This window comes from Kitasatospora sp. NPDC094015 (assembly GCF_040304075.1).
GTDB lineage: Bacteria > Actinomycetota > Actinomycetes > Streptomycetales > Streptomycetaceae > Kitasatospora.
Genome location: NZ_JBEOUL010000035.1, coordinates 1 through 21,452 on the forward strand (window position 1 = coordinate 1; position 21,452 = coordinate 21,452).

Annotated in this window: 14 protein-coding genes; 9 read left to right on the forward strand and 5 right to left on the reverse strand. The window is 76.4% G+C overall.

What is annotated here, in order from left to right; genetic code table 11:
* The 6 genes from ABT014_RS29450 to ABT014_RS29475 form a co-directional block, all read left to right on the forward strand.
* Positions 1-2,600, forward strand: a 2,600-nt coding sequence (locus ABT014_RS29450; protein ID WP_350642267.1) for a type I polyketide synthase, incomplete at its 5' end; no start/stop codon positions are given.
* A 22-nt stretch (positions 2,601-2,622) separates the two neighbouring features.
* Positions 2,623-8,853, forward strand: a complete 6,231-nt coding sequence (locus ABT014_RS29455) for a type I polyketide synthase (protein ID WP_350642268.1) — start codon at positions 2,623-2,625, stop codon at positions 8,851-8,853.
* The gene (locus ABT014_RS29460) at positions 8,850-9,743 is read left to right on the forward strand and encodes a 3-hydroxyacyl-CoA dehydrogenase family protein (RefSeq protein ID WP_350642269.1); all 894 of its coding nucleotides are present in this window, start codon (positions 8,850-8,852) and stop codon (positions 9,741-9,743) included. Before ABT014_RS29455 ends, ABT014_RS29460 begins: the two co-directional genes overlap by 4 nt.
* The gene (locus tag ABT014_RS29465) at positions 9,740-10,087 is read left to right on the forward strand and encodes an acyl carrier protein (protein ID WP_350642270.1); all 348 of its coding nucleotides are present in this window, start codon (positions 9,740-9,742) and stop codon (positions 10,085-10,087) included. Before ABT014_RS29460 ends, ABT014_RS29465 begins: the two co-directional genes overlap by 4 nt.
* A complete protein-coding gene (locus ABT014_RS29470) occupies positions 10,080-11,216 on the forward strand; it encodes an acyl-CoA dehydrogenase family protein (RefSeq protein ID WP_350642271.1) in 1,137 nt (378 codons plus the stop codon). The genes ABT014_RS29465 and ABT014_RS29470 overlap by 8 nt, the downstream gene beginning before the upstream one ends.
* Positions 11,213-12,298 (forward strand): HAD-IIIC family phosphatase, encoded by a 1,086-nt coding sequence (locus ABT014_RS29475; RefSeq protein WP_350642272.1) that lies wholly within the window; start codon positions 11,213-11,215, stop codon positions 12,296-12,298. The genes ABT014_RS29470 and ABT014_RS29475 overlap by 4 nt, the downstream gene beginning before the upstream one ends.
* A gap of 49 nt (positions 12,299-12,347) precedes the next feature.
* Here ABT014_RS29475 and ABT014_RS29480 read toward each other — a convergent pair whose 3' ends face one another.
* Complete coding sequence (locus ABT014_RS29480; protein WP_350642273.1) at positions 12,348-13,013, reverse strand: O-methyltransferase; 666 nt, start codon at positions 13,011-13,013, stop codon at positions 12,348-12,350.
* A gap of 88 nt (positions 13,014-13,101) precedes the next feature.
* Positions 13,102-15,234, reverse strand: a complete 2,133-nt coding sequence (locus ABT014_RS29485; RefSeq protein ID WP_350642274.1) for an AfsR/SARP family transcriptional regulator — start codon at positions 15,232-15,234, stop codon at positions 13,102-13,104.
* A gap of 354 nt (positions 15,235-15,588) precedes the next feature.
* Here ABT014_RS29485 and ABT014_RS29490 point away from each other — a divergent pair, with 354 nt between their 5' ends.
* A complete protein-coding gene (locus ABT014_RS29490; protein ID WP_350642275.1) occupies positions 15,589-16,335 on the forward strand; it encodes a thioesterase II family protein in 747 nt (248 codons plus the stop codon).
* A gap of 24 nt (positions 16,336-16,359) precedes the next feature.
* Here ABT014_RS29490 and ABT014_RS29495 read toward each other — a convergent pair whose 3' ends face one another.
* The gene (locus ABT014_RS29495; RefSeq protein ID WP_350642276.1) at positions 16,360-18,471 is read right to left on the reverse strand and encodes an alpha-galactosidase; all 2,112 of its coding nucleotides are present in this window, start codon (positions 18,469-18,471) and stop codon (positions 16,360-16,362) included.
* A gap of 191 nt (positions 18,472-18,662) precedes the next feature.
* Between ABT014_RS29495 and ABT014_RS29500 the strand changes: the two genes are divergently transcribed.
* Positions 18,663-19,229 (forward strand): TetR/AcrR family transcriptional regulator, encoded by a 567-nt coding sequence (locus ABT014_RS29500; RefSeq protein ID WP_350642277.1) that lies wholly within the window; start codon positions 18,663-18,665, stop codon positions 19,227-19,229.
* A 90-nt stretch (positions 19,230-19,319) separates the two neighbouring features.
* Complete coding sequence (locus ABT014_RS29505) at positions 19,320-20,198, forward strand: MBL fold metallo-hydrolase (protein ID WP_350642278.1); 879 nt, start codon at positions 19,320-19,322, stop codon at positions 20,196-20,198.
* A gap of 38 nt (positions 20,199-20,236) precedes the next feature.
* Here the strand turns inward: ABT014_RS29505 and ABT014_RS29510 are convergent, their stop codons facing one another.
* Both ABT014_RS29510 and ABT014_RS29515 read right to left on the reverse strand, forming a co-directional pair.
* Positions 20,237-20,884 (reverse strand): GPP34 family phosphoprotein, encoded by a 648-nt coding sequence (locus tag ABT014_RS29510; RefSeq protein ID WP_350642279.1) that lies wholly within the window; start codon positions 20,882-20,884, stop codon positions 20,237-20,239.
* Between the two features lie 92 nt (positions 20,885-20,976).
* Positions 20,977-21,270 (reverse strand): hypothetical protein, encoded by a 294-nt coding sequence (locus ABT014_RS29515; protein WP_350642280.1) that lies wholly within the window; start codon positions 21,268-21,270, stop codon positions 20,977-20,979.
* Positions 21,271-21,452 lie beyond the last annotated feature (182 nt).

A 21,452-nucleotide genomic window follows, 5' to 3' on the forward strand; every position in this document is an offset into this window, starting at 1 on the left:
TCCTCGAACTCGCCCTCCGCGCCGCCGACGAGACCGACACCCCCCACCTCGAAGAACTCACCCTCCAAACCCCCCTCACCCTCCCTGCCACCACCGCCGTCCACCTCCAACTCCGCATCACCGCACCCGACCCCACCGGCCACCGCCACCTCGACATCCACTCCCGTCCGGAGGGCTCCGACGGGCCCTGGACCCCGCACGCGACCGGGATCCTGGCCCCCGAGGCCGCACCGGCCGCCGAGCAGCCCGCGGACGCCGCGTGGCCGCCGCCGGGCGCCGTCCCCGTCCCGGTCGAGGGCCTGTACGAGCGGTTCGAGTCCTTCGGGTACGGCTACGGCCCGGTGTTCCAGGGGCTGACCGCGGCCTGGCGGCGTGGCGACGAGGTGTTCACCGAGGTCCGGCTGCCGCAGGACCAGCACGGCCAGGCCGCCGCCTTCGGCCTGCACCCGGCCCTGCTGGACGCCGCGCTGCACGGCCTGTGGCTGGTGCCGAAGGACGGCGCCGACCAGCGGGAGGAGCCGGGCACCGCGCGGCTCCCGTTCTCCTGGAACGGCGTGCGCCTGCACGCCACCGGCGCCACCGCGCTGCGGGTCCGGCTCGGGTACGACGCGAGCGGGTCGGTCTCGGTGCAGGTGGCCGACCCGGTCGGGCGGCCGGTGGCCTCGGTGGAGTCGCTGGTGATCCGGCCGGTGTCGCTGGACGCGCTGCGCCCGGCCGGCGGCCCGGCGGCGGACTCGCTGTTCCGGCTGGAGTGGCACCCGGTGTCCGTGGCCCCGGCGGCGCCGGCCGTCCCCGGCCCGGTGGTGCTCGCGCTGGGTGAGGAGCTGCCGCCCGCCTCCGCCGCGCCGGCCGGGGTGCTGGTGCACTGCGCCGCCCGCGGCGACGACCCGGCCGCGGTCCGGGCGGTGCTGGCCGACGGGCTGGCGCTGCTCCAGGACTGGCTGGCCGACGAGGACCGCGCGGCGACACCGCTGGTGCTGGTCACCGCCGCGGCCGTGGCCGCCGGCCCGGCCGAGGGGGTGGCCGACCTGGCGGGCGCCGCGCTGCGCGGCCTGGTCCGCTCGGCGCAGTCCGAACACCCGGACCGGATCGTGCTGGTGGACACCGACGACCCGGACGGCCTGCCCGCCCTGCTGCCGGGCCTGCTCGCGACCCGGGAACCGCAGCTGGCGGTCCGCAAGGGCGAGGTGCTGGCGGCCCGGCTGGGCCGACCGCCGACGGCCGAACCGGAGCCGTTCGCCCCGGCCGAGGGCGGCACCGTGCTGGTCACCGGCGCGGGCGGGGTGCTCGGCTCGCTGGTCGCCCGGCACCTGGTGACCGCGCACGGCGTACGGCGGCTGCTGCTGGCCGGGCGGCGCGGCACCGGCGACCCGGCCGCGGTCGCGCTGGCGGCCGAACTCGGCGCGCTGGGCGCCGAGGTGGAGCTGGCCGGCTGCGACCTGGCCGACCGGTCCGCGGTGGCCGGGCTGCTGGCCCGGGTGCCCGCGGAGCACCCGCTGACCGCGGTGGTGCACTCGGCCGGGGTGCTGGACGACGCGACCATCGGGTCGCTGACCCCCGAGCGGGTGGACACCGTGCTGCGTCCGAAGGTGGACGCGGCCGTGCACCTGGACGAGCTGACCCGGGGCCAGGAGCTGGCCGCCTTCGTGCTGTTCTCCTCCGCGTCCGGCACCGTCGGCAGCGCCGGGCAGGGCAGCTACGCCGCCGCCAACGCCTTCCTCGACGCGCTGGCGCAGCGGCGCCGGGCGGCCGGGCTGGCCGGGCAGTCGCTGGCCTGGGGGCTGTGGGAGCAGCGCAGCGCGCTGACCGCCACGCTGGACGAGACCGACCTGCGGCGGATCGGCCGGGGCGGGGTGGCGGCGCTGTCCGCCGAGGAGGGGCTGGCGCTGTTCGACACCGCGCTCGGCTCGTCCGAGGCGCTGCTGCTGCCGGTGAAGATGGATCTGGCCCGGCTGCGGGCCGGCAGCGGCGGGGCCGGGGTGCCCGCGCTGTTCCGGCGGCTGGTGCGCGGTGCGCCGCGCCGGGTCGCCGCCGGGGCGGACGCGGCCGAGGCGGATTCGCTGCACCGGCGGCTGGCCTCGCTGGGCGCCGAGGAGCGCCGGGCGGCGGTGGTGGACCTGGTCCGGGCCCGGGTGGCCGAGGTGCTGGGGCACGACGGGCCGGGTGCGGTCGACCCCGACCGGGCGTTCAAGGAGGTCGGTTTCGACTCGCTGATGTCGGTGGAGCTGCGCAACCGGCTGAACGCCACCACCGGTCTGCGGCTGCCCGCGACGCTGGTGTTCGACCACCCGAGCCCGGTGGCGGTGGCCGCGTACCTGGTGGAGCGGATCGTCCCGGGGCTGCCCGCCGCCGACCCGGCGGGCGAGGAGCGGGACCCGGAGATCGGCCGTCTGCTGGCCGGCATCCCGGTGGCCCGGCTGCGCGCGGCGGGCCTGCTGGACGGCCTGCTGGCGCTGGCCCGCGCCGAGGCCGGGGCCGGGGCCGGGAGCGGCTCCGACGCCGCGGAGCCCGCCCCGGCGGCGGAGCCGTCCGCCGCCGCGATCGGCGAGATGGCGGTCGAGGACCTGGTCCGGCTGGCCCTGGGGAGTGAGCATGCCTGAGCCCGAGAAGGAACGGAGCACCATGAGCACGGACCAGGTGGTCGAGGCACTGCGGGCGTCGCTGCTCGCCAACGAGCGGCTGCGGGAGGAGAACCGGCAGCTCGCGGCGCGGGGCGCGGAGCCGATCGCGATCGTCGCGATGAGCTGCCGCTTCCCGGGCGGGGTGCGCACCCCGGAGGAGCTGTGGGAGCTGCTGGCCGCCGAGCGGGACGCGGTCTCGGAGTTCCCCGCCGACCGGGGGTGGGACGTGGAGGGGCTGTACGACCCGGACCCGGACGCGCCCGGCACCTTCTACACCCGGCAGGGCGGATTCCTGCACGACGCCGCCGAGTTCGACCCCGGTTTCTTCGGCATCAGCCCGCGCGAGGCGCTGGCCATGGACCCGCAGCAGCGGCTGCTGCTGGAGGCGTCCTGGGAGGCGATCGAGCGGGCCGGCATCGACCCGGTGACGCTGCGCGGCAGCCGGACGGGCGTGTACGCGGGCGTCATGTACAACGAGTACTCGGCCCGGCTGCAGCGGATCCCGGCCGAGCTGGAGGGCTTCCTCGGCACCGGCAGCGTCCCGAGCATCGCCTCCGGGCGGATCTCTTACACGCTCGGCCTGGAGGGGCCGGCGGTGACGCTGGACACCGCCTGCTCGTCCTCGCTGGTGGCGATCCACCTGGCCTGCCAGGCGCTGCGGGCCGGTGAGATCGGCCTGGCGCTGGCGGGCGGGGTGACCGTGATGTCGACGCCCGGCCTGTACGTCGGGTTCAGCCGCCAGCGCGGGCTGGCGGTCGACGGGCGGTGCAAGTCCTTCGCGGACGCCGCCGACGGCGCGGGCTTCGGCGAGGGCGTCGGGCTGGTGCTGCTGGAGCGGCTGTCCGACGCGCGGCGCCACGGCCACCCGGTGCTCGCCCTGGTCCGCGGCTCCGCCGTCAACCAGGACGGCGCCAGCAACGGCCTCACCGCCCCCAACGGACCCTCCCAACAACGCGTCATCCAGGCCGCCCTCGCCGACGCCGGGCTGTCCGCGGCCGACGTGGACGCCGTCGAGGCGCACGGCACCGGCACCCGCCTCGGCGACCCCATCGAAGCCCAAGCCATCCTCGCCACCTACGGACAACACCGCCCCACCGACCGCCCCCTGCTCCTCGGCTCCCTGAAATCCAACCTGACGCACACCCAGGCCGCCGCCGGGGTGGGCGGGGTGATCAAGACGGTATTGGCGATGCGGCACGGCGTGCTGCCGCGCACCCTGCACCTGGGCCCGGCCTCCCGTCAGGTCGACTGGACCGAGGGCGCGGTGGAGCTGCTGACCGAGGCCCGGGACTGGCCCGCCACCGGCCGCCCGCGCCGGGCCGCGGTCTCCTCGTTCGGGGCCAGCGGCACCAACGCGCACCTGGTGCTGGAGGCCGGCCCGGAGCCGGCGCCGGAGCCCCGGGCCGGCGAGGGGCCGACCGCCTGGCTGCTCTCCGCGAAGAGCCCGGCCGCGCTGCGGGCCCAGGCGACCCGGCTGCACGACCGGCTGGCCGCCGACCCGGCCGCCGACCCGCACCTGGTCGGGCGGGCGCTGGCGCTCGGCCGCACACCGTTCGCCGAGCGGGCCGTACTGGCCGGCGACGGGCCCGAGCTGCTGGCCGGCCTGGCCGCGCTGGCCGGGGACGACGACCGCTTCCCCGGGATCCACCGGGCCACCCTCGGGACCGCCGCCCCGGGCGGGCGCGGGGCCGTGTTCGTGTTCCCGGGCCTCGGCGCGCAGTGGCCCGGGATGGCCGCCGAACTCCTCGACTCCTCCCCGGTGTTCGCCGCGCGGATGGCGGACTGCGAGCAGGCCCTCGCCGCGTACCTGGACTTCTCGCCGGGCGCGGTGCTGCGCGAGGAACCGGGCGCGCCCTCGCTGGAGCGGGTCGAGGTGCTCCAGCCGGTGCTGTTCTCGGTGATGGTCTCGCTGGCGGCGGTGTGGATCGGCCACGGGGTGCGGCCCGCCGCCGTGGTGGGCCACAGCCAGGGCGAGGTGGCGGCCGCGTGCGTGGCCGGCCTGCTGTCGCTGGCGGACGCCGCGAAGGTGGTCGCGCTGCGCAGCCGGGCGCTGGCCGGGGTGACCGGCGGGAGCGGGATGGCCACCGTGATGCTGCCGGTCGAGGAGGTGCGCGAGCGCCTGGCCGCCCACGGCGACGCGCTGTCGGTGGCCGCCGTCAACGGGCCCCGGGTGGTCGTGGTGGCCGGCGAGGGCCCGGCGATCGGGGCGCTGCTCGCCGAGCTGGCCGCCGACGGCGTGCTGGCCTGGCGGATCCCGGTGGAGTACGCCTCGCACTCGGCCGGGGTGGACGCGCTGGCCGAGCAGCTGCACGCGGAGCTGGCCGGGATCGCGCCGGGCGCCGGGACGGTGCCGATGGTCTCCACCGTCGACGGCGGCCGGGTCGGTCCGGGCGACCTGTCGCCCGGGTACTGGTTCCGCAACCTGCGCGGCACGGTCCACTTCCACGAGGCGGTACGGGAGTTGCTCGCCGAGGGCCACCGGACCTTCCTGGAGGTCAGCCCGCACCCCACCCTGACCTACGGCATCGAGGACACCCTCGCGGACGCCGGCGTCACCGACGCGGTGGTGCTGTCCACGCTGCGCCGCGGCGAGGGCGACCTGCCCCGGCTGCTGCTCGCGCTCGGCGAGGCGCACGTGCGGGGGCTGGCCGTGGACTGGCGGCCGGTCTTCGCCGGTGTCCCGGCCGGGCCCGGGCCTGAGCTGCCGACGTACGCGTTCCAGCGGCAGCGCTACTGGCTGGACGCACCGCCGGCCGGCGGCGACCCGGCCTCGGCCGGTCAGCGGCCCGGCGGCCATCCGCTGCTCACCGCCGTGGTCGAACTCCCTGGCCAGGACGGGCTGGTGTGCACCGGGCGGCTGTCCACCGACGCGCAACCCTGGCTGGCGGACCACGCGGTGTCCGGCACCGTCCTGCTGCCGGGCGTGGCGTTCCTGGAGATGGCGGCCCGGATCGGCGGGCAGCTGGGCAGCCCGCTGGTGGAGGAGCTGACGCTGGCCGCCCCGCTGGTGCTGGCCCCGGACGGCGCCCGCGAGCTGCGGCTGTCGGTGGGCGGCCCGGACGGGCAGGGCCGGCGGGCGGTGGAGTTCCACTCCCGCCCGCAGGAGGCGCCGCAGGAGGCGGGCCCCGGGGCTCCGTGGCAGCGGCACGCGGGCGGCTGGCTGGCGCCGGCCGGCACGCCGGCTGCGGAGCCCGCGGAGGCGGGCAGCTGGCCGCCCGCCGGGGCGGTCCCGGTGCCGGTGGCCGACTGCTACGCGGGCTTCCTGGCCCGCGGCATCACGTACGGGCCGGCGTTCCGCGGGCTGCGGGCCGCCTGGCGGCGCGGGCCGGAGGTGTTCGCGGAGGTGGCGCTGCCGGACGGGGTCGCCCCCGAGGCCGGGTTCGTGTGCCACCCGGCGCTGCTGGACGCCGCCCTGCAGACCGTCGGGCTGCGCGCGACCGGGGCCGCCGACGGCTCCCCGGCGGGCGGCGGGGCCGGGGTCCCGCTGCCGTTCTCCTGGCAGCGCGTCACCCTGACCGGCAGCGCCGACCCGGTGCTGCGGGTCACCCTGCGCCCGGACGCCGCCGACCCGGACGCCGTCACGGTGCTGGTCCACGACGGGGCGGGCCGGCCGGTCGCCGAGGTCGGCTCGCTGACCATGCGGACGGCCGCCTTCGAGACGCTGCGCACCCCGGCCCGTTCGCTGCACCGGCTCGACTGGACGCCGCTGCCCGCCCCGGCCGCCGCACAGCCGCGCTGGGCGCCGTACGGGGAGCCGGACCACCGGATGCAGCCGGACGGCGCCCCCGCCGAGCGGCCCGAGCTGCGCCTGCTGGCCTGCCCGCCGCTGGTGGCGGACGCCGGTCCGCAGGAGGTGGCGGCGGCCGTCGGCGCCGTCCTGACCCGGCTGCAGGCCTGGCTGGCCGATCCGGCGGCCGAGCACCTCCCGCTGGTGGTGCTGACCCGCGGCGGCGCCGACCTCGGGGAGGAGCCGGTCGACGTGTTCGGCGCCGCCGTCCACGGGCTGGTGCTCAGCGCCCAGTCCGAGCACCCGGACCGGTTCGTGCTGCTGGACACCGACGGCCCGGCCGGGACCGCGCTCGGGCTGCGGGCCGCACTGGGTGGCGAACCCCGGCTGGCGGTCCGCGGCGGCGTGCTGCACGCGGCCCGGCTGGGCCGCCCGGCGCCCGCCGGACCGCAGGACACCCCGGTGGTGTTCGACCCGGAGGGCACCGTCCTGATCACCGGTGGCGGCGGCACGCTGGCCGGGCTGCTGGCCCGCCACCTGGTGGCCGAGCACGGCGTGCGGCACCTGCTGCTGCTCGGGCGGCGCGGCCCCGCCACCCCCGGGCTGGCCGGCCTGACCGCCGACCTGACCGCGCTCGGCGCCCGGGTCGAGGCGGCGGCCTGTGACGTGACGGACCGCCAGGAGCTGGCGAAGGCGCTGGCGGCGATCGACCCCGAGCACCCGCTGCGCGCGGTGGTGCACACGGCCGCCGTGCTGGACGACGGCGTGCTGGAGTCGCTCACGCCGCAGCGACTGGCCGAGGTGTTCGCCCCCAAGCTGGGCGGCGCCCTGCTGCTGCACGAGCTGACCGCCGGGCAGCCGCTCACCGCGTTCGTCGCCTACTCCTCGGCCGCCGCCGTGTTCGGCGGCCCCGGTCAGGGCTCGTACGCGGCGGCCAACGCTGCCCTGGACGCGCTGATGGCCGCCCGCCGCCGGGAGGGACTGGCGGGCACCTCGCTCGGCTGGGGCCTGTGGGCGGAGCGCAGCGCGCTGACCGGCGCCCTCGCCGAGAGCGACCTGCGCCGGATCGGCGACAGCGGCGCCGGTGCGCTGTCGACCGCGGAGGCGCTGGCGCTGTTCGACGCGGCACTGGCCGGCGGTGACGGCGCCCTGGTACCGGTCCGCCTCGACCTGCCGGCCGTCGTGCAGGGCCCTGTCCCGCCCCTGCTGCGCGCGCTGGTGCGCAGCGTGCCCGGCCGCGCTGGCCGCCCGGCCGGGTCGGACCCCGCCGCCGAGGCACAGGCGCTGCGCGGGCGGCTGGCGGCGGCGCCCGGCGAGGCGCAGCGGGAGGCACTACTGCTCGACCTGGTACGCCGTCAGGCCGCCGAGGTGCTCGGCCACGCCGATCCGGCGGCGGTCTCCGTCGAGGCGGCCTTCCTGGAGCTGGGCTTCGACTCGCTGACCGCGGTGGAGCTGCGCAATCGGCTGAACGCCGCGACCGGTCTGCGGCTGCGGCCCACCCTGGTCTTCGAGGCCGGCACCCCCGCCCGACTCGCCCGGCGCCTGCTGGCGGAGCTCGGCGACCCGGGCGGGCCGGCCGGTCCCGGCGAGCCGGCCGGGCCGGCGGCGGGTGGCGCGGACGGGCCGGTGGGCGCGCTCTTCCGGCAGGCCTGCGAGCAGGGCCTGATCGACACCGGCATCGCCCTGCTGGGCACCGCCGCGGCGCTGCGCCCACAGTTCACGGACCCGGCGGAGCTGCTCGCCCCGGGGGCCGGACCCCGGCCGCTGCGGCTGGCCGCCCGGCCCTCGCCGCAGGCTCCTGAGCTGGTCTGCTTCGGCTCGATCGTGGCGCTCGGCGGCGCCCACCAGTACGCCCGGTTCGCCGCACTGTTCCGCGACGGGTTCGGCGTCAGCGCGCTGGACGCGCCCGGCTTCACCCCGGGCGAGCCGCTGCCGGACGCGATGGCGGCGCTGGTCGCGTTCCAGGCTGCGGCCGTCCTGGAGGCGGCCGACGGACGCCCGGCGGTGCTGCTCGGCTCCTCCTCCGGCGGCACCCTGGCGCAGGCGGTCGCCGCCCGGCTGGAGCGGCTCGGCACGCCCGCCGCCGCCGTCGTCCTGCTGGACACCTACCTGTCCGGCGACCCGGCGATGACCCAGTTCGAGGACGTCCTGGTACGGGGCATGTTCGAACGGGCGGACCGCGCAGCGCCGATGGACGACACCCGGCTGACCGCCATGGGCCGGTACTTCCAGCTGCTCGACGACTGGCACCCGCCGGCGCTCGGCACGCCGGTCCTGCTGGTCCGGGCCTCCAGCCCGCTGGCCGAACCGGCCGCCGGCAGCACGGTCGACTGGCGGGCCTCCTGGCCGGCCGCCGACGCCGTGCTCGACGTCCCCGGCGACCACTGGTCGCTGATGGAGGAGCACGTCGGCACCACCGCCGCCGCCGTCCGGGAGTGGCTCGCCGCCACCCTGGACGCGCCGCGGCCCACCCCGATCCGCGACAACGGAAGGAACAGCGCATGACCACGACACCCGGGCCCGCCGACCGGCTGGTCGTCCTGGGGGCGGGGGTGATGGGGACGGGCATCAGCGCCCTGGCGCTCGGCCACGGCGTCTCCGTCGCCCTGATCGACACCGACCCCGAGCAGCTGGTCCGTGCCGAGCAGGGCATCGCCGAGCAGCTGCGGCTGGCCGAGCTGATGGGCCGGCTGCCGGCCGGCGCGGGCGCCACGGGGCCGGGCACGCCGAGCACCGGCACGCTGAGCACCGGCGGCGGGCTGGAGCCGGTGGACGGCGCCACTGCCGTGATCGAGGCGGTCACCGAGGACGCCGGGCTGAAGGCGGCGCTGCTGGCCGAGGTCTCCGGCCGGGTGCGGCCCGGCACCCTGCTGGTCTCCAACACCTCCTCCATCCCGGTCGACGAGCTGGCCGACTCGGTGGCGCGCCCGGCGGACCTGCTGGGCACGCACTTCATGAACCCGCCGAGCCTGATCCGGACGGTGGAGGTGGTCCGCGGCGCGCGGACCGGCGACGCCGCCATGGTCACCGTGCAGGCGCTGCTCGCCGCGCTCGGCCGCACCCCCGTGGTGGTCCGGGACTCCCCCGGCTTCGTCACCAGCCGGGTCCTGCACCCGATGATCAACACCGCCGCCCGGGTGGTGCAGGACGGCACCGCGAGCGTCGAGGCGGTGGACGCCCTGATGCAGGGCTGCCTCGGGCACCCGACCGGGCCGCTGCGCACCGCCGACCTGATCGGCATCGACAACCTCGTCGACTCGCTGTGGGTGCTCCACGAGCGCACCGGCGACGAGAGCTGCCGCCCCTGCGACCTGCTGCTGAGCAAGGTCCGCGCGGGCGCGCTCGGCCGCAAGAGCGGCGCGGGCTTCTACACCTACCAGGAGGACAACCGATGACCACCGCCGACCACCGCCCCACCGCCGACACGACCACCGCCGCGACCACCACCGCTCCCGGGTCCGCCGCCACCGGGCCGGCCGACCGGGGCGAGCCGATCCGCAAGGAGCTGCTGCGCTTCCTGGAGTCGCGCACCCGCACCTCCTGGCTGCCGGACACCGACGTGTTCGCGGACGGCGGGCAGTCCTCGCTGTTCGCCATGGAGCTGGTGGTCCACCTGGAGAAGTCCTTCGGCATCAGCATCCGCGGCACCGACCTGCGGCTGGACAACTTCCGCAGCGTCACCGTGATGACCGCGATGGTGCTGCGCCTGCAGCAGGCCGCCGGCGGCCAGGATGGCTGACCGTCTCGCCGCCGCCGTCGCGGCCGTCCGGTCGCAGGTCGGCGACCGGGCCGACGGCTGGGACCTGGCCGGGCTGATCCCCGAACCGGTGCTGCGCGAGCTCGGCGCGGCCGGCCTGCTCTGCGCCCAGGTGCCCGCCGCGTACGGCGGCCAGGGGCTGAGCAGCCTGCTCGGCGGCGAGCTCACCGCCGAGACCGGGCGCCTGTGCAGCTCGCTGCGCAGCGTGCAGACCTCGCAGGGGATGGCGGCCTGGACCGTGGAGCGGTTCGGCACCGCCGCGCAGCAGCGGCACTGGCTGCCGCAGCTGACCGGTGGCCGGCTGGCCGCGGTGGGATTCAGCGAGAGCGCGGCCGGCAGCGACCTGTCCGCGATCTCCACCACCGTCCGGGCCGACGGCGACGAGCTGGTGCTGGACGGCCACAAGCGCTGGATGACGGCCGCCCACTACGCCGATCTGCTGGTGGTCTTCGGGCGGTACGAGGACGGCGCCGCCGCCGTGCTGGTGCCCGCCGACGCGCCCGGGGTCCGGATCGAGCGGATCACCGACCCGCTCGGCTGCCGGGCGGCCGGGCACGCGGACGTCCTGCTGGAGGGCGTCCGGGTGCCCGCCGGGCACCTGCTCGGCGGCGCCGCGCTGCCGCTCCCGCTGCTGGTCACCACCGCCCTGGCGTACGGCCGGATGTCGGTCGCCTGGGGCTGCGTGGGCATCCTGCGGGCCACCCTGGCGGAGGCCTCCCGGCACGCCGCCACCCGCGAGCAGTTCGGCCGGCCGATCGGCGCCCACCAGCTGGTCGCCGGGCACCTGGCGGAGCTGCTGGTCGCCGAGCAGGTCGCCACCCGGGTCTGCGAGCACGCCTCGCGCTGCTGGGACGCCGGTTCGGCGGAGCAGGTGATCGCGACGGTGCTGGCCAAGCAGGTGGCCGCCCGCAGCGCCGCGCAGGCCGCGGCGACCGCCGTCCAGGTGCTGGCCTCGGCCGGGGCCCGGGACGGCGGCGTGGTCGCCCGCGCGTACCGCGACGCCAAGCTGATGGAGATCATCGAGGGCAGCAACGAACTCCTCGGCCTGCTGCTCGCCCAGCACGCGCTGGACCTCGCCCCGAAGGACCTCACCCCGAAGGAGGAGCGGTGACCGTGACCACCGTCAAGTGCCTGGTCTGGGACCTGGACGACACGCTGTGGCAGGGCATCCTGCTGGAGGACGGCGAGGTGGAGCTGACCGAGGAGATCCGCAAGGTGGTGCTGGCGCTGGACGCCCGCGGCATCCTGCAGTCGGTCGCCAGCAAGAACGACCACGAGCCGGCCTGGGCGAAGCTGGAGGAGCTCGGGCTGGCCGAGTACTTCGTGCTGCCGCAGATCGGCTGGGGCACCAAGTCCGAGTCGGTGCGTACCATCGCCGAACGGCTCAAGTTCGCCCTGCCCACCATCGCCTTCGTCGACGACCGCCCGGCCGAGCGCGCCGAGGTGGCCTTCCACCTCCCCGAGGTGCGCTGCTACCCGGCGGAGCAGGCGGCCGCGCTGGCGGACCTGCCCGAGTTCAACCCGGCGGTGGTCACCACCGACGCGCGCCGGCGCCGCACCATGTACCAGGCGGGGTTCCGGCGGGACGCCGAACGGGCCGGCTCCGCGGCGCCGGACGCGGAGTTCCTGCGCTCGCTGGAGCTGGTGATGCGGATCGGCCGGGCCACCGGCGAGGACATCTCCCGGGTCGAGGAACTCACCCTGCGCACCAGCCAGATGAACGCCACCGGGGTGCACTACCCGGACGAGCGGCTGCGCGAGCTGCTCGCCGACCCCGGCCACGAGGTGCTGGTGACCTCGATGAGCGACCGGTTCGGGCCGCACGGCGCCGTCGGCGTGCTGCTGGTGGAGCGGCTGGCGCGGCGCTGGCACATCAAGCTGCTGGCCACCTCCTGCCGGGTGGTCAGCTTCGGCGCGGGATCGACCATCCTCGACTGGCTGATCGGCCAGGCGGCCGCCGCCGGCGTCCACCTGACCGCCGCGTTCCGGCCGACCGAGCGCAACCGGATGATGGAGATCGCCTACCGCTTCGCCGGCTTCGAGGAGCAGCCGTGCGCCTGCTGCTCCGACGCCCCGGACGGGGAGCGGGCCGCCGCGGACGGCGTCCAGCTGCTGCACCTGCTGCCGGGCCCGCGCCCCGGCTCGCCGACGGTCCGGCTGGAGGCGCCCGACCTGACCGCCCCGGCGGGCTGAGCGGCGCGCGGAGCGCGGGAGGCCGGGCCTCCCGCGCTCCGCGGCGGTATTACGGACGCTTGCGAACCAGCGTGATCCCGTCGGCCACCGCGAGCAGCGAGATCTCCACCCGCTCGTCGGCGTGCAGCGCCGCGTTCAACTCGCGGACCGCGACCGTGTCCCGGTCCTGCGCAGCCGGGTCGACCACCCGGCCGAAGTACAGCGTGTTGTCCACCACGATCAGCCCGCCCGGCCGCACCAGCGGCAGCACGGCCTCGTAGTAGGACGGGTAGTTGGCCTTGTCGGCGTCGACGAAGACCAGGTCGAAGGTGTCCGGTCCGCGCTGCGCCGCCAGCTCGGCCAGGGTGTCGAGCGCGTCACCGATCCGGACCTCGATCAGGTCGGCCACCTGCGCCCGCTTCCAGTACTCGGCCCCGATCGCGGGCCACCGGTCGGTGATGTCGCAGGTCACCACCGAGCCGCCGGGCGGCAGCGCACGGGCCAGGCAGAGCGTGCTGTAGCCGGTGAAGGTGCCGATCTCCAGCACCGACCGGGCGCCGGTGAGGCCGACCAGCAGCGCCAGCAGCTGCCCCTCCTCGGCCATCACCTGCATCGCCTCGCCGGCCGGGAGCTCCGCGGTCTCCCGGCGCAGCTCCGCCAGCAGCGGGTCGTCGCGCAGCGACACCTCGCGGACGTACCGGAGCAACTCCTCGGTGGCTGCCACCTGCTGGGCCATGTCTCTCCTTCGGTGCGACGGGATCGGGGTTCGGGGTGAGGGTCGTACGGACGCCGGCCCGGCGTCCGTACGGGAGGGTGCGCCCGGGTCAGCAGGCGTAGCCGCTGCCGGGGGCGAGCGGGAGCGGTGCGCCGCGGCCCCGTTCGGCCAGCACGGCGTGCAGCTGGCGTCCCACCAGGTCCAGGCCGGCGCCGGAGGCGCGTTCCAGCGCGGAGCGCAGGTTGCCGCGCTCCGCCTTGAGCCAGGCCTCGGCGGGGCTGTGCAGCGGTACCGGTCCGGCGGTCGCCGGGCGGCCGTGCCGGGCCGCCGAGCGCAGCACCTCGCGGGCGGCCCGCAGGTAGAAGCCGAGCAGCCGGTGCAGGGCCGCGGCGCGGTCCTCGGCGGCGTCCTCGGCCTCGGTGCGCTCGCGGGCGTAGGCCTGGAGCAGGTGGTCGAGCTGGTAGCGGCCGTCGCCGCAGGGCCGCAGCAGGTGGGCGTCGGCGAGGTGTTCCAGGACGGTCTCGGCCTCCTCGGCGCGGCAGCCGAGGAGTGCGGCCGTCATGGTCGGGTCGGCGTTCCCGGCGCCGACCGCGCCCAGCAGCCGGAAGGCGCCGGCCGGGTCCGGGGTGCCCGGCCGCGGCGGCGGGACCTCGCGCAGAGCGCGGTAGCCGGCCTCCAGGGCGGCCCGCACCCCGAGGTCGCCGATCCGCAGTTCGTCCAGCAGGTGCGGGGACCTGGCGAGGCGCCTGGCAAGCTGCTCCAGGTCCCAGTGCGGCCGGCCGAGGTAGCGGGCGCCGACGATGCGGACCGCGAGCGGCAGGCCGGAGCAGCGCCGGACCACCGACCGGGCGGCCTGCGGCTCGGCCTCCACCCGGGCGTGGCCGATGATCGATCCCAGCAGGTCGAGCGCGGTGCTCTCGGCCATCGGGACCAGCGCGACCACCTGGGCACCGTCCAGGTCGGCCAGCCGCTGGCGGCTGGTGACGACCAGCCGGCTGCCGTCGCTGCCGGGGATGAGCGGCCGCACCTGGGCGGCGCAGGAGGCGTCGTCGAGCACCACCAGCACCCGCCGGTCCGCGGTGAGCGAGCGGTAGAGCAGGGCGGCGCGGTCCTGGTCGGCGGGGAGGTCGGCGGCGGGGACGCCCAGGTCGGTGAGGAAGCGGGCCAGCACCTGACCGGGTTCGACCGGATCGTCCTGGCCGCCGAGGTGGGCGAAGAGCTGGCCGTGGCCGAACCGGTCGCGGACCGCGTGGGCGGCGTGCAGGGCGAGCGCGCTCTTGCCGATGCCGCCGCCGCCGGTCACCACCACGGGTGCGGCGCCGGGGCCCGCGTCCTCGGTGAGCAGCCGTTCGAGTTCGGCCAGTTCGGCCGTACGGGCGACCAACCCGGGTAACCGGGCCGGCAGCTGGGCCGGCCTCGGGCGGGCCGGTTCGATCCGGGCCGGTGCCAGGCCTTCGGTGCTCGCCGCCGGGCCCGGCTGCCCGGGATCGGCCACCGGCAGCGGGTCGTCCGCCGCCAGGATCCGGCGCTGCATCTCGCGCAGTTCGAGGCCCGGTTCGGCGCCGAGCTGGTCGACCAGGGCGGCCCTGGTCCGGTGGAACAGGGCCAGTGCCTCGGACTGCCGGCCGGACCGGAACAGCGCCAGCATCAGCCGGCTCACCAGGGCCTCCCGCAGCGGGCTCTCGCGCACCTCGCGCCAGAGTTCCGGGAGGATCTCGGCGTGCCGGCGCAGCGCGAGTTCGGCGTCCAGCCGGGCTTCCAGGGTCTGCAGCCGCAGCTCCTGGAGGTAGCGGCCCTCGACGTCGCGCAGGGTGCGCGAGGGGATGTCCACCAGCGGGTCGCCGCGCCAGAGTTCGAGGGCCGCGGCGGACTCCGCGGAGGCCTGCTCCAGCGAGCCGGCGCGGGCGTGGGCCGCGGCCCGGCTGCGGTGCGCGGCGAACCGGCCGAGGTCGGTCTCCTCCTCGGCCAGCTCGATCAGGTAGCCGGGCGCCCGGGTCCTGATCCGTTCCCCGGCCCGTTCGCCGAGGGCCTGGCGGAGTCTCATGACGTAGGTGCGGACGGTGGCGGCGGCACTCGGCGGCGGTGTGCCGTCCCAGACCGCCGCCGCGATCCGGTCGACCGAGACCACCCGGTTGGCGTTGACCAGCAGGACGGCGAGCACGACCCGTTGGCGCGGCGCCGAGACCTCGCACTCCCTCCCGTCCACCCGGATGGACAGCGGGCCGAGCAACCTGAACTGCATGTGTGGCCTCGATTCGGGGCGCAGGGAGAAGTTCCGGCTGCGGGCGCGGCTGGCCACGGTCGGGCCGGCGGAGCGGCCTCGACCACGACGGCGGGAACTGTTCCGAATCTAAGGCGTGTTCACATCAGTCAACAACCATCACTTGGCGTGAGCACGGACAAATAATGGAAACAAGCCAACCTCGACGATTCACCTGGCCAGGCGTTTGATCGAGCCGGATCCGAGCCATGCACTAGCAAGCCGATGCACCTCAGCAGCCCCACCGTCCCGCAGGGTCACGGCATCGCGCGCCCGCACCGCACCGGGTCGCGCCCGCGCCCCGCGGACCCCGTACCGGATCGGAGAGCCCGCACCATGAACCAGCCCGCCACGGACAGCCTCTGGTGCCGCCGCTACCATCCGGCGCCCACCACCGCCCGGCAACTCGTCTGCTTCCCGCACGCCGGCGGGTCCGCGTCCTTCTACCACCCGGTCTCCGCGGCGCTGACCCCGGCGGTGGAGGTGCTCGCGGTGCAGTACCCGGGCCGCCAGGACCGGCGGCTGGAGCCCGCGATCGACGACATCGGCCGGCTGGCCGACGCGATCACGGCCGAGCTGCTCCCGCTCCCCGGGCGGCCTGCGCTGTTCGGGCACAGCATGGGCGCGCTGGTAGCGTTCGAGGTGGCGCTGCGGCTGGAGGAGCACGGCCGGGTCCCGGCCCACCTGTTCGTCTCGGGCCGCAAGGCGCCGTCCATCCCGTCGGAGGAGCTGCGTCAGCTGACGGACGATCAACTTCTGGCGGACATCCGCACGTTGAACGGCACGGCGCCGGGCGTCCTGGAGGACGACGAACTCGTCCGGATGATCCTCCCCGCGGTCCGCGCCGACTACCGCGCGGTCGGCACCTACCGCAGCCGCCCGGGCTCGGTGCTCAGCTGCCCGGTCACCGCGCTGGTGGGCGAGCACGACCCGCGCGCCAAGGTGGCGGAGACCCACGGCTGGCAGGAGCACACCACCGGCGGCTTCGACCTGCACACCTTCCCCGGCGGCCACTTCTACCTGGTCGAGCGGGCCGCCGAGGTGCTCGGCCTGCTGGACGAACGGCTGACGCCGGCCCGGTGACGGGCCGGCGTCAGGGCTTCCGGGTCAGGACAGGACGGTCCAGGACTGGCCCGGGGCCGCGCCGTTGGCCGTGTTGGTGACCACGGTCGACCCGGCCGCCGCGCCGGCGGTGTCGAGCACCAGCCCGGTGGCCACGTTGGTGATGATCAGTGCGCCGGTCGCGGTGCTGCGCACCACCCGCCACTCCTGCCAGGGGTTGCCCGGGGAGTAGTTCAGCAGGTAGGCGCTGTTGCCGGGGGCGGTGCCGGCGGCGAGCACGGTGTGCGTGTGGGTGGGCGTGTAGCAGTCGTCGCTGATCCGGACGGTGCCGTCGGGGTTGCTGGTGAAGGTCCACTGCTCCGAGGTGTGGGTGGGCCACCAGGTGTTCACGTCGGCCGTGGAGGTGAGCGGCGAGGAGCAGGTGCCGCCGACCTCCAGCACCAGGCCGCCGGTGCCGCCGGCGCCGAGCGCGTGGTACTTGCCGTCGTCGACGACGGCGGCCGCCGTGGTGCTGGGCAGCGGGGTCAGCCGGTACATCGCCACGCCGTGCGGCGGCAGGCCGGCGCTGAGGGTGCCGCCGCCGGCGGCGGTGACGTCGGCGCCCGCGCCCGTCCACAGCTCCTTGGCGGAGTAGCCGGGGCCACTCGCGCCGAGCGCGGAGAGCGCGGTGGAGACCGTGCGGGAGGTGTTGGCGTCCTGGTTCAGCAGCAGGACGGCGAGGTCGCCGCCCGCCAACCGCCGCTTGAGCACCACCGGATCACCGGCGCCGTTCGGCCGGGCGCCGACCAGGGTGGCCGGCTCGCCGAGCGGGTCCTGGTCGACCGCGATCACGTCGCGGTTCTTGTAGACCGCCAGGGCGGCGTCCGAGATGCCGGTGGACCAGGTGTAGCCGTCCCGGTGCTGCACGGTCTGGGCGGCGGTGCGCAGGTCGGCGCCGGAGATGAGCGGCGAGGCCATCATCGACAGCACCGACATCTCGGTGCGGGACTCGTCGTCGGTGAAGGGCTTGTGGCAGACGCAGGTGTCGGCGGGCGTGCCCCACAGCGCGTAGGCGTACTTCCAGCCGGTGAACATCATGTCCAGGTCGTTCCAGCTGCCGGGGCGGACGTTGCCCGGGTACTCCAGCGCGGTCCGCAGCTGGCCGTTGTACAGCACCCCGTCGATCTCGCTGTCGCGGTCGCCGCCGATCCGGCACAGGTTGGCGACCTGGCCGCACCAGACGCCGGTCGGCGCGTAGCCGGGCGCCTGGAAGGCGGGCGTGCCGGCGGCCCGGATCACCGGGTCGGTACGGGCCGGGTCGTCGGGAGCCAGCAGGTACGGCACCCCGGAGTGCACGGGCTGCGCGGAGACGCTCAGCGTCACCCGTGGGCGGCCCTGCGCGGCGGAGGCGGCGTCCAGCGCCTTCTGGAAGGTCTGCACCCGGGCGTACATGGAACGGGTGAGTTCCAGGCCCTCGCCCTGGGTGTAGTAGTTGTGGCCGTCGGGTCCGATGATCTGCGGGCCGTAGGGACAGTCGTCGTACTTGACGTAGTCGACCCCCCAGGCGACGAAGTCGGCGGCGTCGGTGCTCTCGTGGCCGAGGCTGCCCGGGTGCCCCTGGCAGGTGGTGTAGGTGTCGGTGCCGTACAGCCCGAACTTCATGCCCTTGGCGTGGGCGTAGCGGGCCAGGTACTCGATGCCGTTGACGGTCCGTCCGTCGATCTCCTTGGCCGGGAAGTTGCGCGGGTCCGGCATCAGGTGGCCGGTGGACGGGTCGAGGCCGGTGCCGTCGGTGCCGCTGACCGGGTTGCCGGCGGCGTCGTAGAGCTGGAGCGAGCCGTCGGGGTGACGGACCAGGTCGGTGCTCTGGCCGTCGCGGTGCATGAGCGACCAGCCGTCGTCGATGGTCACGGTGTCGTAGCCGGCCGCCACCATGCCGTTGGCGGCCATGAAGTCGATGGTCTCGACCACCTGTTGCTGGTTCACCTGGGTCCCCAGGCTGTTCCAGGAGTTCCAGCCCATCGGCGGGGTGCGGGCGGTCCCGTTCTCGAGCGCCGCCGCGGGGGCGGCCGTCGCGAGGACCGCCGCCCCCGTGCCGATGGCGAGCCCGGGGGCGGCGAGGGCGAGGCTGAGCAGGATGCCCGGCAGGCGGTGGAATCTCCGTCGTGGTGCACGCATGGGCCAACTCCGTTGGGGTGTGGGGGGCGTGGGGGGCGCCGCGGTGATCGGAAGTGTAATTGCACATACGACATGTCACCAGGCGTCCGACGGAGGTTTCCGTTCGATGCTGATCGGCTGTGTTTGCTTCCCGAAGATCCATCCGGCAGCCGGGGGCGACAAAAGCTCAATCTTTGCCTTAAGATGAAGCCATGAATGCACGACCGGGTTCGCGCCCGGGGGGCCGCAGCGCCCGCGTCCAGCAGTCCGTCCACCGGGCGGTCCGCGAACTCGTGGCGGAGCGCGGCCGGGACGGGCTGACCGTCCCGGTGATCGCCGCCCGAGCGGGCGTCACCCCCACCACCGTCTACCGGCGTTGGGGCGACCTGCCGCAGCTGCTCGCCGACGTCGCGGTCGAGCGGATGCGCCCGGACGGCCCGCCGGAGGACCACGGTTCGCTGCGCGGCGACCTCACCGCCTGGGCGGAGCAGTTCCTCGACGAGATGGCCTCCCCGCCCGGCCGCGCCTACCTGCGCGACGCGCTCGGCGGCGACCCTGGGAGCCCGGGCGCGGGCCGCTGTTCGACCTACGCGGCCGAGCAGGTCGACGTCCTGCTGGCGCGGGCCGCCGAGCGCGGTGAGCCGGCCCCCGGGGTCGAACAGGTCCTGGACCAGCTGGTCGCGCCGATGGTCTACCGCATCCTGTTCCGCCCCGGCCCGCTGACCGCCGCCTACGCGCACACCCTGGTCGACGGGCTGTTCACCACCTCCGCCGGCTGAACCGCACCGGCCGGCCGCACCGCCCTCAACAGTCGGTGCGCGGCCCCGTTCCTTCCCCGATCCACCCCGCACCCCCTCAGGAGCACCACCATGTCCAGCTGGCAGATCGGCGACATCACCGTCCACCGCATCGACGAGATCCCCCTCCCGCCGGAGACCGGCGCCTGGCTGCTGCCCGGGGCCACCCCCGAGGTGGTGGCGCGGGCCGACTGGCTGGGCCCCTCCTTCGCCGGGCCCGGCGGCGAACTGCACCTGGCCGTGCACAGTTTCGCGGTGGAGATCGCGGGCGAGCGGGTCCTCGTCGACACCGGCATCGGCAACGGCAAGACCCGGGCCAACCCCGCCTGGCACGATCTCGACACCGACTACCCGGCCCGGCTGGCCGCGGCCGGATTCGCACCCGAGCGGGTGGACCGCGTGCTGCTGACCCACCTGCACGCCGACCACGTGGGCTGGAACACCACCCGCGCGGCGGACGGCAGTTGGCGGCCCACCTTCCCGAACGCCCGCTACCTGACGGCCCGCGCGGAGGACGCCCACTGGGCCCAGGGCGAACTGGAGCCGAGCCGGCGGCAGATGCTGGACGACTCGGTGGAGCCGATCCGGGCGCACGGCCTGCTCGACCTGGTCGACGTGGCGGAGGGGGGCACCGAGCTGCTGCCCGGCCTCACCCTGGTCCCGACCCCCGGCCACACCCCGGGCCAGTTCGCCGTCGTGCTGAGCAGCGGCGGGCGGTCGGCCGTGATCACCGGCGACTGCGTGCACCACCCGGTCCAGCTCTCCGACCCGGCCCTGGGCAGCTGCGTCGACGTGGACCCGGCCGCCGCCGTGCGCACCCGGACCGGCCTGCTCGAACGGCTGGCCGGCACCGACACCCTGCTGCTCGGCAGCCACTTCCCGGCCCCGACCGCCGGAGTGGTCCGCCGCCACGGCGAGGGCTACCGCCTGGAGCCCGTCCCCTCGGCCTGAGCTGCGAGCCGGGCCGCAGGCCTGGCTGCCGGGGCCCCTCAGCCCCCGCCCATGCCACCCTGGGCCGCCACCATCGTGGTGCCCAGGCCGCCGACCGCCTTCGCCAGGTCGGGCGCCAGCTCCGCCAGGCAGTCGGTGAGCTCCCGCACCCGGGCCCGGTTCGCCCGTTGCTCCCCGCGGGGCGCGACGAACGGCACCCCGCCCACCGCGGCCAGCGCCGCCAGCGCGGCGTCCGCCGTCGAGGCCGCGGCGACCTCGTGCTCGCCGCGGATCAGGGCCGCGGTGCGGCGCTGGAGCGCCAGGGCCTCGGCCGGGTCGGGCAGCAGGAGCCGGCGCCGGGCGGGCGGCCCGTACGGGTCGCGGTCCTCGATCACCGCCGCCCCCAGGACGGCGAGCCGCTGCTCGACCGCCTCCACGGTGTCCTCGCGGTCGCGCCGGATCCAGGCCTTCCAGCGGCGCCCGTGCTCGCCGACCCCGGCCAGCACCGCGTCCAGCACCGGGTCACCGGTCGCCCCCGCGGCGGTGGCGGCCACCTTGCCGCCGGCGTCGACCACGGCCCCGCACCGCGCCAGCTCGGCCAGGGCCGCCGCGCGCAGCAGGAAGCCCGTCCTGGTCCGGTCGTAGAGGGTCTGCCGCGCGGTGTCGTAGGCCAGCAGGTACGTCGCGAGGTGCAGCGGTCGGTCCATGCGTCGACCCTAGGCCGGGCCCGACGGCGGCGGCATCGCCCGCGAGGGCGGTCCGCCGTCCACCCCGAGGAGGAGACCGGGCCCCGGGGCGCTCAGATGCCGCCGCTCGGCAGCAGCACCATCCGGGCCGGCTCGAACGGCTCCCAGCGCGCGGCCCCGCCGCTGCGGGCGATCCGCAGCCGGCACCACCGGTCGCCGTGCGGGCCGTCCCACCAGGCGCTGATCCGGCCGAGCGCCCAGTCGCCGTCCGCGAAGTGCACCTCGACCGGCTGGTACACCCAGCGGACCCCCGGGTCGCCGGGCGGCGGCCCGGGGTGGGCGGCCCCGACGGGGCGCGCGGGGTCGGTCGGGTACGCGGTGTCGGCCGGAGCCGGCTGGCTGCCCATCACGGATCCACCTTCGTCTGGCAGGCGGCCCCGGCCTCCCGGGCGGGGCGGACGTCACTGTGCGCACAGCGCACGTCACGCACTCTACAGCGGTGTAGAGGAAGAGCCGGCCGGAATCGGCATCCGCGGCGCCCTCCCCCGGGATCCACCGCGAGGAGGACAGACACCCGGCCCACCTGGCC